General features: G+C 69.9%; 6 protein-coding genes and 1 tRNA gene. 6 read left to right on the plus strand and 1 reads right to left on the minus strand.

The window, feature by feature from the left end; genetic code table 11:
• Window positions 1-6: 6 nt before the first annotated feature.
• From lgt to pyk, 4 genes are all read left to right on the plus strand, one after another.
• Window positions 7-1,011: a prolipoprotein diacylglyceryl transferase gene (gene lgt, locus J3P44_RS07250; RefSeq protein ID WP_255889605.1), complete on the plus strand. Its 1,005-nt coding sequence runs from the start codon at window positions 7-9 to the stop codon at window positions 1,009-1,011.
• Window positions 1,012-1,153: 142 nt separating this feature from the next.
• On the plus strand, window positions 1,154-5,716 hold the full coding sequence (gene gltB / locus J3P44_RS07255; RefSeq protein WP_255889607.1) for a glutamate synthase large subunit: 4,563 nt from the start codon (window positions 1,154-1,156) through the stop codon (window positions 5,714-5,716).
• Window positions 5,717-5,781: 65 nt separating this feature from the next.
• On the plus strand, window positions 5,782-7,266 hold the full coding sequence (locus J3P44_RS07260) for a glutamate synthase subunit beta (RefSeq protein WP_255889608.1): 1,485 nt from the start codon (window positions 5,782-5,784) through the stop codon (window positions 7,264-7,266).
• Between the two features lie 65 nt (window positions 7,267-7,331).
• Entirely contained in the window at window positions 7,332-8,780 is a 1,449-nt protein-coding gene (gene pyk, locus J3P44_RS07265) for a pyruvate kinase (protein WP_255889609.1), read from the plus strand.
• A 308-nt stretch (window positions 8,781-9,088) separates the two neighbouring features.
• Here pyk and J3P44_RS07270 read toward each other — a convergent pair.
• Window positions 9,089-9,161, minus strand: a tRNA-Leu gene (locus J3P44_RS07270).
• A gap of 38 nt (window positions 9,162-9,199) precedes the next feature.
• Between J3P44_RS07270 and J3P44_RS07275 the strand changes: the two genes are divergently transcribed.
• Window positions 9,200-9,865, plus strand: coding sequence for an ANTAR domain-containing response regulator (locus tag J3P44_RS07275; RefSeq protein ID WP_255889610.1), 666 nt, complete (start codon window positions 9,200-9,202; stop codon window positions 9,863-9,865).
• A 174-nt stretch (window positions 9,866-10,039) separates the two neighbouring features.
• Complete coding sequence (locus J3P44_RS07280; protein WP_255889611.1) at window positions 10,040-11,188, plus strand: branched-chain amino acid ABC transporter substrate-binding protein; 1,149 nt, start codon at window positions 10,040-10,042, stop codon at window positions 11,186-11,188.
• The last annotated feature ends 56 nt before the right edge of the window (window positions 11,189-11,244 follow it).

The following is an 11,244-nucleotide window of genomic DNA, read 5'->3' on the forward strand; positions in this document are numbered from 1 at the left end:
CTTCCCATGCCCTCCCCGGATCTCACGCTGGACACCGCGCTGGTGACCCTCATGTCCATCCCCAGCCCCGCCGACGGCGTGTGGAACCTCGGTCCCGTGCCGATCCGCGGCTACGCGCTGAGCATCATCCTCGGCATCGTCCTGGCGATCTGGATCGGGGAGCGCCGCTGGGTCGCTCGCGGCGGCCGGGCCGGTGAGGTCAGCGACCTGGCCATCTGGGGGGTGCCGTTCGGCCTGGTCGGTGGGCGGCTCTACCACGTCGCCACCGACTGGGAGCTCTACTTCGGCGAGGGCGAGAACCCGGTCACCGCGTTGTACGTCTGGCGCGGCGGTCTCGGCATCTGGGGCGCCATCGCCCTCGGAGCGCTCGGCATCTGGATCGGCGCGCGTGTGCGCGGCATCAAGATCGTGCCGCTCCTCGACGCCATTGCCCCGGGCGTGCTGGTCGCACAGGCGATGGGCCGCTGGGGCAACTGGTTCAACCAGGAGCTCTACGGCCGTCCCACGGACCTGCCCTGGGGCCTGGAGATCGACGTCGCCCACCGGCCGTCGCAGTACCTCGACGTGACGACGTTCCACCCGGCCTTCCTCTACGAGTGCCTCTGGAACCTCGCGGCCTTCGCGCTGCTCATCTGGCTCGACCGACGCTTCCGCCTCGGCCACGGCCGGGTGGCGGCGCTCTACGTGATGCTCTACACCGCCGGGCGCGGCTGGATCGAGAACCTGCGCATCGACGACGTGCAGCTCAACGACGTGTTCGGCCTCCGCCTCAACGTGTGGACCTCGATCGTGCTGTTCGTGCTGGCCGCGCTCTACTTCGTGTGGTCGGCGCGGCGCCACCCCGGGCGCGAGGAGCAGGTGCGCACCCGCGAGCCGGAGCCCGACGGCGCCGCCGACTCCGCGGACGACTCCGCCGAAGACTCCACCGACTCACCGGACCCGGACGCCTCCGCGGGCTCGGGTGCCTCCGAGGACTCCCGTGACCAGCCCGCGGCCGGTCCCACGGCCTGAAACACCCCGCACCGGCGGCCACCCGCCGGTGATATGTTCCGTCTCGCTCGGGCCAACGTCGTCCCCAGCGGTATCGCCCAACCCAGGCCTGCCCGGGAACTCGTTCCCTGGCGTGTCGAGACGACGACGGGAGAATGCCTCCATGCACGCATTCCCGCCGAACTTCCCTGCTGCTCAGGGTCTCTACGACCCTCGCCAGGAGAAGGACGCCTGCGGCGTCGCCATGGTGGCGACCCTGACGGGTGAGGCCAGCCACGACATCGTGGCGAAGGCGCTCACCGCCCTGCGCAACCTCGACCACCGCGGCGCTGCGGGCGCCGAGGTCAACTCCGGCGACGGTGCCGGCATCCTGCTCCAGGTCCCGGACACGTTCCTGCGCGAGGTCGCGCAGGAGGCGGGCTTCGAGCTGCCGCCGGCCCGGTCGTACGCCGTCGGCACGGCGTTCCTGCCCGGTGACGCGGACACGGTCGCCAAGACCCGTCAGCGGATCGAGGAGATCGCCGACGAGGAGGGCCTCGTCGTCCTCGGGTGGCGCGAGGTCCCCATCGACGACTCCACCCTCGGTGCGACCGCTCGCAGCGTCATGCCGACGTTCGCCCAGCTGTTCGTGGCCGGCAAGGGCGCCCGGGTCAGCGGCATGGGCCTGGAGCGCCTGGCGTTCTGCCTGCGCAAGCGCGCCGAGTCCGAGACCGACGTCTACTTCCCGTCGCTCTCCTCGCGCACCCTGGCCTACAAGGGCATGCTCACCACCGACCAGCTCGACCGGGTCTTCCCCGACCTGACCGACGAGCGCGTCGCCTCGGCGATGGCGGTCGTGCACTCGCGCTTCTCCACCAACACCTTCCCGAGCTGGCCGCTGGCCCACCCGTTCCGGTTCATCGCGCACAACGGCGAGATCAACACCGTGATGGGCAACCGCAACTGGATGCGGGCTCGCGAGGCACTGCTCGAGAGCGACCTGATCCCCGGCGACCTCGAGCGGCTCTTCCCGATCTGCACCCCGGGGGCCTCGGACTCGGCGTCCTTCGACGAGGTCCTCGAGCTGCTGCACCTCGCCGGACGCTCGTTGCCGCACGCGGTGCTGATGATGATCCCGGAGGCCTGGGAGAACCACCGCGACATGGACGCCCAGCGCCGGGCGTTCTACGAGTTCCACTCCACGTTGATGGAGCCGTGGGACGGGCCTGCCTGCGTCGTGTTCACGGACGGCACGCAGATCGGCGCGGTCCTGGACCGCAACGGCCTGCGCCCCTCGCGCTACTGGGTCACCGACGACGGGCTGGTGGTGCTCGCGTCCGAGGTCGGCGTGCTCGACCTCGACCCGGCCACCGTGGTCCGCAAGGGCCGGCTCCAGCCCGGCCGCATGTTCCTCGTCGACACCGAGGAGCACCGGATCATCGAGGACGAGGAGATCAAGAGCCAGCTCGCCTCGGAGCACCCCTACGACGAGTGGCTGCACGCCGGCCTGATCCACCTCGACGACGTCGACGACCTCGAGCACATCGTGCACACGCACGCCTCGGTCACCCGGCGCCAGCAGGTCTTCGGCTACAGCGAGGAGGAGCTGCGGGTCCTGCTGAGCCCGATGGCCAACACGGGCGGCGAGGCGCTCGGCTCGATGGGCACCGACACGCCGATCGCCGCGCTCAGCGACAAGCCGCGGCTGCTGTTCGACTACTTCTCCCAGCTGTTCGCCCAGGTGACGAACCCGCCGCTCGACGCGATCCGCGAGGAGCTGGTCACCTCGCTCAGCGGGTCGATCGGCCCGGAGGCCAACCTCCTGGCTCCGACGCCGGCGTCGTGCCGCCAGATCGTCCTGCCGTTCCCCGTCTTCTCCAACGACGACCTCTCGAAGATCCGGCACATCAACCGCAACGGCGACATGCCGGGCTTCCAGGTCCACGTCGTCCGCGGCCTCTACGACGTGGCCGGGGGAGGTGAGGCCCTCGCCGCGCGCCTCGACGAGCTGTGCGCCGAGGTCTCCGACGCGATCGCCGAGGGTGCCCGGATCATCGTGCTCTCCGACCGCCACAGCACCGCCGACCTGGCGCCGATCCCGTCGCTGCTGCTGACCGGCGCCGTCCACCACCACCTGATCCGCGAGAAGACCCGCACCCAGGTGGGGCTGCTGGTCGAGGCCGGCGACGTCCGCGAGGTCCACCACGTGGCCCTGCTGGTCGGCTACGGCGCGGCCGCTGTCAACCCGTACCTCGCCATGGAGTCCGTCGAGGACCTCGCGCGCGAGGGCTACTTCGTCAAGGTCGAGCCCGAGAAGGCCGTCGCCAACCTGATCAAGGCGCTCGGCAAGGGCGTGCTCAAGGTGATGTCCAAGATGGGCGTCTCGACGGTCGCCTCCTACACCGGCGCCAAGATCTTCGAGTCGGTCGGCCTCTCCCAGACCGTCATCGACCGCTACTTCACCGGTACGACGTCCAAGCTCGGCGGCATCGAGCTCGCGACGATCGCCGAGGAGGTGGCCCGCCGGCACGCGACGGCGTACCCCCGTGGGGGCATCTCGCCGGCGCACCGCGAGCTCGCCATCGGCGGGGAGTACCAGTGGCGCCGCGAGGGCGAGCCGCACCTGTTCGACCCGGAGACGGTTTTCCGGCTCCAGCACTCCACGCGCACCGGCAGCTACGACATCTTCAAGCAGTACACCGCCCGGGTGAACGAGCAGTCCGAGCGGCTGATGACCCTGCGCGGGCTGTTCACCTTCAAGGACGGCGTCCGCGAGCCGGTCGACATCGACGAGGTCGAGCCGGTCTCCGAGATCGTGAAGCGCTTCTCCACCGGCGCGATGTCCTACGGCTCGATCAGCCAGGAGGCGCACGAGACCCTCGCGATCGCCATGAACCGGCTGGGCGCCAAGTCCAACACCGGTGAGGGAGGCGAGGACCCCGACCGGCTGTACGACCCGGAGCGACGCTCCTCGATCAAGCAGGTCGCGTCCGGCCGGTTCGGCGTCACGTCCGAGTACCTCACCAACGCCGACGACATCCAGATCAAGATGGCGCAGGGCGCCAAGCCCGGCGAGGGCGGCCAGCTGCCCGGCCACAAGGTCTACCCCTGGGTCGCCAAGACGCGGCACTCCACTCCGGGCGTCGGCCTGATCAGCCCGCCGCCGCACCACGACATCTACTCGATCGAGGACCTGGCGCAGCTGATCCACGACCTCAAGAACGCCAACCCGGCCGCGCGCATCCACGTCAAGCTCGTCTCCGAGGTCGGCATCGGCACGGTCGCGGCGGGCGTGTCCAAGGCCCACGCCGACGTCGTCCTGGTCTCCGGGCACGACGGCGGCACCGGCGCGTCGCCGCTGACTTCCCTCAAGCACGCGGGTGGTCCGTGGGAGCTCGGTCTCGCCGAGACGCAGCAGACGCTGCTCCTCAACGGGCTGCGCGACCGGATCGTGGTGCAGGCCGACGGCCAGCTCAAGACCGGCCGTGACGTGATCATCGCGGCCCTGCTCGGCGCCGAGGAGTACGGCTTCGCGACCGCCCCGCTGGTCGTCAGCGGCTGCATCATGATGCGGGTCTGCCACCTCGACACCTGCCCCGTAGGGGTCGCGACGCAGAACCCGGTGCTGCGCGAGCGCTTCAACGGGCAGGCCGACCACGTCGTGAACTTCTTCGAGTTCATCGCCCAGGAGGTCCGCGAGCTGATGGCCGAGCTGGGCTTCCGCAGCCTCGACGAGGCCATCGGCCAGGTCGGCACGCTCGACGTCGCCGAGGCCGTGGGCCACTGGAAGGCCGCCGGGCTCGACCTGGCGCCGATCCTCCACCAGGCCTCCCGGCACGGGGAGTTCGGCCAGTTCGAGGACCAGGATCTCCGGAACACCAAGGTGCAGGACCACGGACTCGACAAGGCGCTCGACAACGAGCTGATCGCCATCGCGGCTCCGGCGCTCGAGACGGGCGAGCCGGTGCGCGCCCAGGTCGCGATCCGCAACGTCAACCGCACGGTGGGCACGATGCTCGGCCACGAGGTGACCAAGCGCTATCGCGGCGAGGGTCTGCCCGAGGGCACGATCGACATCACCCTCACGGGATCGGCCGGTCAGTCGTTCGGGGCGTTCGTGCCCCGCGGGATCACCCTGCGCCTGGAGGGCGACGCCAACGACTACGTCGGGAAGGGCCTCTCCGGCGGTCGCATCATCGTGCGACCCGACCGTGCCGCGACGTTCGAGGCGGGCGAGCAGATCATCGCCGGCAACACGATCGGCTACGGCGCCACCTCGGGGCAGATCTTCCTGAGCGGGCGGGCCGGCGAGCGGTTCTGCGTCCGCAACTCCGGCGCGAGCGCCGTGGTCGAGGGCGTCGGCGACCACGCCTGCGAGTACATGACCGGCGGCGTCGTCGTCGTGCTCGGGCAGACGGGACGCAACTTCGCGGCCGGCATGTCCGGGGGCTACGCCTTCGTGCTCGACCTCGACGAGACCCGCGTCAACCCCGAGCTGGTCGAGCTGGCGCCTGTCGCCGGCAAGGCGGCCGACGAGCTCAGGTCGCTCGTCGAGCAGCACGCCGAGGAGACCGGGTCCACCATCGCGGCAGCGCTGCTGGCCGACTGGGACGGATCGCTCGCCCGCTTCACCGAGGTGATGCCGAGCGACTTCAAACGCGTGCTCGAGGCTCGGGAGGAGGCCCTCGAGGAGGGCCTCGACGAGGACGAGGCCGCAGCGCGGATCATGGAGGTCCTCCATGGGTGAGCATCCTCAGCACGAGTTGTCCTACCGCGAGCCTCGTTGCTCGCCCATGAAGAAGGTGACGCAGGATGGCTGACCCCAAGGGTTTCTTGAAGCACGGTCGCGAGGTCGCCTCGCGTCGCGAGGTCGCCGAGCGCGTCCAGGACTGGGACGAGGTCTACCCCGACGGCGTCGGCCGCGCGCTGCTGCCGATCATCACAACCCAGGCCGGTCGCTGCATGGACTGCGGCATCCCGTTCTGCCACCAGGGGTGCCCGCTGGGCAACATCATCCCGGAGTGGAACGACCTGGTCTGGCGTGACGACTGGGACGGCGCGATGGACCGGCTCCACGCGACCAACAACTTCCCCGAGTTCACCGGCCGGCTCTGCCCGGCGCCGTGCGAAACCGCGTGCGTCCTCGGCATCAACCAGGACCCGGTGACCATCAAGAACGTCGAGGTCTCGATCATCGACCGGGCCTGGGGCTCCGGCTACGTCCGGCCGGAGCCGCCGGAGTGGCTCTCGGGCAGGACGGTCGCCGTGATCGGCTCCGGTCCCGCCGGCCTGGCCGCCGCCCAGCAGCTCACCCGCGCCGGTCACACCGTCGCGGTCTACGAGCGGGCGGACAAGATCGGCGGCCTGCTGCGCTACGGCATCCCCGAGTTCAAGATGGAGAAGAAGCACCTCGACCGGCGCCTCGACCAGATGCGTCGCGAGGGCACGGTCTTCCGCGCCGGCGTCGACGTCGGCGGTGACCTCACCGGTCCGCAGCTGCTGGCCCGCTACGACGCCGTCGTGCTCGCGATGGGCGCCACTGACGCCCGCGACCTCCCGGTCCCCGGCCGGGGGCTCGGCGGCATCCACCAGGCCATGGAGTTCCTGCCCCAGGCCAACCGGGCGTCGCTGGGCGAGTCGCCGACGACCGACGGCTCGGACCAGATCTTGGCGACCGACAAGGACGTCGTGATCATCGGCGGCGGCGACACGGGCGCCGACTGCCTCGGTACGTCGATCCGCCAGGGCGCCCGGTCGATCACCCAGCTCGAGATCATGCCGCAGCCCGGGGCTGACCGTCCCGCGGGCCAGCCGTGGCCGACGTACCCGATGACGTTCCGCGTCTCCTCGGCCCACGAGGAGGGCGGCGACCGGGTCTACGCGGTCTCGACCCAGGAGTTCGTGGGCGACGCCGAGGGCCACGTCGCGGGTCTGCGTCTGGTCGAGGTGGACGCGAAGTTCCAGCCCGTCGCAGGCACCGAGCGCGAGATCCCGGCCCAGCTGGTGCTGCTCGCCATGGGCTTCGTCGGACCGGAGAAGAGCCGTCCAGAGGGCCCGGGCCTGATCGAGCAGCTCGGTGTGGAGCTGGACGAGCGCGGCAACGTACGGCGCGACGAGTCGTACGCCGCGTCGGTGCCGGGTGTCTACGTGGCCGGCGACGTGGGTCGCGGACAGTCGCTGATCGTGTGGGCGATCGCCGAGGGGCGCAGTGCGGCGGCTGCGGTCGACGCCTACCTCACCGGCTCGACCACGCTGCCCGCGCCGATCAAGCCGCACGAGCGCCCGCTGACCGTCTGAGGCTCGGTGGCCGGGTCGTGGGACGCGGGCCTTGGAACGATCCAATGTCCGCTAGGCTGAGGCACGTGCGTAGAGCAAAGATCGTCTGCACCCTCGGCCCCGCGGTGAACACCCCGGAGGGGATCCGAGCCCTTGTCGACGCAGGAATGGACGTCGCCCGGCTCAACATGAGCCACGGGGCGTACGCCGACCACGAGGCCGCCTACCGCCTGGTCCGCCAGGCCTCCGACGACACCGGACACGCGATCGGCGTCTTCGCCGACCTGCAGGGTCCCAAGATCCGCCTCGAGACCTTCGGCGACGGACCGGTGAAGCTGAAGAAGGGCGACACGTTCACGATCACGACGCGTGACGTCGTCGGCGACTCGAAGCAGTGCGGCACGACCTACAAGGGACTGCCCGGTGACGTGAAGCCCGGCGACCCGCTGCTCATCGACGACGGCAAGGTACGCCTACGCGTGACGGCGGTCGACGGGCAGGACGTGGTCACCGAGGTCGTCGTGCCCGGCAAGGTCTCCAACAACAAGGGCATCAACCTGCCCGGAGTCGCGGTGTCGGTCCCGGCGCTGTCCGAGAAGGACACCGACGACCTTCGCTGGGCGCTGAGGCTCGGCGTGGACTTCGTCGCCCTCAGCTTCGTGCGCAGTGCCGCCGACGCGGAGGACGTGCGCGTGATCATGCGCGAGGAAGGCATCCACCTGCCGGTGATCGCCAAGATCGAGAAGCCGCAGGCCCTCGACAACATCGACGAGATCGTCGACGCCTTCGACGGCATCATGGTCGCCCGAGGTGACCTCGGCGTCGAGTGCCCGCTCGAGGACGTGCCGATCCACCAGAAGCTGATCATCGACAAGGCCCGGCGCAACGCCAAGCCTGTCATCGTCGCCACCCAGATGCTCGAGTCGATGATCACGGCGCCCGCGCCCACGCGCGCGGAGGCCAGTGACGTCGCCAACGCCGTCCTCGACGGCGCCGACGCCGTCATGCTCTCTGGGGAGACGAGCGTGGGGGAGTACCCCGTCGTCGCCGTGGAGACGATGGCTCGCATCGTGGAGTCCACCGAGAACCACGGTCTCGGCCACATGGCCGCAGTGACTTGGCAGCCGCACACGCGCGGCGGCATCATCGCCAAGGCCGCGGCCGAGGTCGCCGAGCGCGTCCACGCCGAGTACGTCGTGGCGTTCACGACCAGCGGCGACTCGGCCAAGCGCCTCTCGCGCTACCGCGGGCCGGTCCCGATCCTCGCCTTCACCCCCCAGTCCCGGACGCGATCGCAGCTCGCCCTGACCTGGGGTGTCGAGACCTTCCAGGGCGCCGAGGTCGAGCACACCGACGAGATGGTGCGCCAGGTCGACGAGGCGCTCCTGGCGATCGGGCGGGTCACGGAGGGCGACCTCGTGGTCATCATCGCGGGCAGCCCGCCCGGCATCCCCGGCTCGACCAACGCGCTGCGGATCCACCGGATGGGGGACGCGATCAACGAGGCCGCGCCGGCCTACCGACGCCTGAGCTGACTCAGGCCTTCGGACCGGTCAGCCCTACGGTCTCGATCCTTCGCGCAGCGGTGCGTGAGCGGCATTTCAGCAGCCAGGAATGCCGCTGGGGCACCGCTCGTACGGCGGGTTGCCCGCGACGCTCCCGCCACCGGTGCGTGAGCGGCATCTCGGCAGCCAGGAATGCCGCTGGGGCACCGCTCGTACGGCGGGTTGCCCGCGACGCTCCCGCCACCGGTGCGTGAGCGGCATTTCAGCAGCCAGGAATGCCGCTGGGGCACCGCTCGTACGGCGAGCACGTCGTCGGGGACGGGGTCGAGAGGAAAGGGTGCCCCGGGTGAGATTCGAACTCACACTGAATGCTGTTTGAGAGCATCGCCTCTGCCGTTGGGCTACCGGGGCCTGCAGCGGGGAAACCGTACCCGACTAGCCTTGCCCACGTGACGCAGCCCGCTGACCCGAGCCCCGCCCCCCACGCCGGCGAAGACGTCCGCCGCGTCGTGATCGCCGAGGACGAAGCCCTCATCCGGATGGACCTCGCGGAGATGCTCGTCGAGGAGGGCTACGAGGTGGTCGGTCAGGCCGGCGACGGCCAGAAGGCCATCGAGCTCGCCCGCGACCTGAGGCCCGACCTGGTGATCCTCGACGTCAAGATGCCTGTCCTGGACGGCATCGCTGCGGCCGAGGTGATCGCGAGCGAGCGCATCGCCCCGGTCGTCATTCTGACCGCGTTCTCCCAGCGCGACCTCGTGGCCCGTGCGCGGGACGCCGGAGCGATGGCCTACCTCGTCAAGCCGTTCCAGCGCGGCGACCTGGTGCCCGCCATCGAGATGGCGGTGAGCAGGTACGCCGAGATCACGGTCCTCGAGCAGGAGGTCTCCAGCCTCCAGGAGTCGCTGTCCACCCGCAAGTCGGTCGACCGGGCCAAGGGGGTGCTCCAGGAGAAGCTGGGCCTGAGCGAGCCCGACTCGTTCCGGTGGATCCAGAAGACGGCCATGGACCTGCGCCTGTCGATGAGGCAGGTGGCCGACGGCGTGGTCGAGCACGGGGTGGCCGGACTCGGCACCGGCGACAGGCGCGAAGAGGGGCCTGACGCTACATCCTGAGGACAGGTCAGGTTACGGACGCGTGTCCGGTACAGACCGTTAGGTCACGAAACGGCAACGGCAGGCCACTGGGAGGGCGCAATCGTGTCCCGGGCCACAGTGAGGGTGTTAGGTTCCCGCCACGAGGCTGCCGAGGTGGACAGCCCAACAGCCCATAGAACTACGGAGGGATCCATGATCCGCTCATCCAAGACGTGGCAGGTCGCCGCCATGGCGGCCGCTGCCGGTCTGGTGCTCAGCGCATGCGGAACGACCGACACCGATGGTGGCGGCGACGCGTCCGGCGAGGACTGCAACTTCAAGATCGGCGTGATGGGAGCCCTGTCGGGCGCCAACGCCAGCATCGTTCTTCCGTCGGTCGACGGGGCCGAGCTCGCTCTCAAGCAGTGGGAGAACGACGAGTGCGAGGTGACGATGGAGAAGTTCGACACCGAGGGCGACCCCGCCAAGGCCACCCCGGTGGCGACCCAGATCGCTGGTGACGAGACCTTCATCGGCGTCATGGGCGGTGCGTTCTCGGGTGAGACCCGGGCCACGAAGAGCATCTACGCCGACGCCGGCGTGACGATGGTCAGCCAGTCGGCCACCGCGACCGACCTCACCCAGGAGGACCAGGTCGACGTCTTCCACCGTCTGGTGCCCTACGACGACTACCAGGGTGCGGCGATCGCCAACTACCTCACCGACGAGCTCGGCGCCTCCAAGGTGTTCGTGGTCGACAACTCCGAGGCCTACGGCGAGCCGCTGGCCGACCGCGTCGAGGAGACCCTCGGCAACGCGATGACCCAGCGCGACAAGACCGAGGTCGGCCAGACCGACTTCGCGCCCACGATCTCCAAGATGGAGTCGGCCCAGCCCGACGCCGTCTTCTACGGTGGCTACATCGCCGAGGCCGCGCCGCTGCTCAAGCAGATGCGCGACGCCGGCATCGACGCCCCGTTCGTCGGTGGTGACGGCCTCTACGGTGCCGACTTCGGCAACGCGGTCGGCCCGGCCGGTGAGGGCGCGGTCGTGATGTGCCCGTGTGCTCCGATCGCGGAGGACAGCACCTTCGCTGCCGACTTCGAAGAGGAGTTCGGCGCTGCGCCTGGCGCCTACGCTGCCGAGGGCTACGACGCGATGAGCGTCTTCCTCGCCGCGCTCGACGACGGTGCTCGCACCCGCGAGGAGATGGAGGAGTTCGTCGACGGCTACACCGGCGAGGGCCTCAGCAAGGAGATCGCGTTCGACGAGAACGGCGACGTTCCCAAGGAGAACGTGTCCTACTGGGCCTACAAGAACGAAGGTGGCACCCTGGTGCCGGAGGTCGAGGTCAAGCCCTGACTTCGCCTGAGACACCTGCACACCTGAATCACCAGTAGTACCAAGCAATGCGGGGG

Source organism: Nocardioides astragali (assembly GCF_024436375.1).
Classification (GTDB): domain Bacteria; phylum Actinomycetota; class Actinomycetes; order Propionibacteriales; family Nocardioidaceae; genus Nocardioides; species Nocardioides astragali.

Excerpts from the sequence above, each read along its gene's own strand:
- lgt (WP_255889605.1), top strand. The coding sequence starts at position 7 with ATGCCCTCCCCGGATCTCACGCTGGACACCGCGCTGGTGACCCTCATG.
- gltB (WP_255889607.1), top strand. The coding sequence starts at position 1,154 with ATGCACGCATTCCCGCCGAACTTCCCTGCTGCTCAGGGTCTCTACGAC.
- J3P44_RS07260 (WP_255889608.1), top strand. The coding sequence starts at position 5,782 with ATGGCTGACCCCAAGGGTTTCTTGAAGCACGGTCGCGAGGTCGCCTCG.
- J3P44_RS07280 (WP_255889611.1), top strand. The coding sequence starts at position 10,040 with ATGATCCGCTCATCCAAGACGTGGCAGGTCGCCGCCATGGCGGCCGCT.